This window comes from Ochrobactrum sp. SFR4 (assembly GCF_019730395.1).
Taxonomy (GTDB): domain Bacteria; phylum Pseudomonadota; class Alphaproteobacteria; order Rhizobiales; family Rhizobiaceae; genus Pseudochrobactrum.
The window spans coordinates 1-269 of record NZ_JAAPBB010000812.1; the positions used below are offsets into that span (position 1 = coordinate 1).

The 269-nt window shown below is 53.5% G+C and carries 1 pseudogene; it reads left to right on the forward strand.

The window, feature by feature from the left end:
* Nucleotides 1-269, forward strand: a pseudogene (locus HBA93_RS21340) (4Fe-4S binding protein); the annotation flags it as partial.

A 269-nucleotide genomic window follows, 5' to 3' on the forward strand; every position in this document is an offset into this window, starting at 1 on the left:
TCCGCAGCTTGAAACTCAGCGTCGGCGAAGTAACGCAAGCTTTTCTTGATGCTAAACAACCGTACGCCGCAGGCAATCCTGAAACATCTGACCCCGAAGATCAGTTCATCGAGCTTTATATCGCGCCGGTATCGGTACCCTCTATCGGCCTCAGCCTGCTTGGCAAGGCCGGTTATGACCAAATGCAAAAACATCTCAAACCCGGCCAGCAGGCCGTACTGGTTGCCGGTGATGGTGCCTATTCTTTCAAAGGGTCGGGCTATGTACGC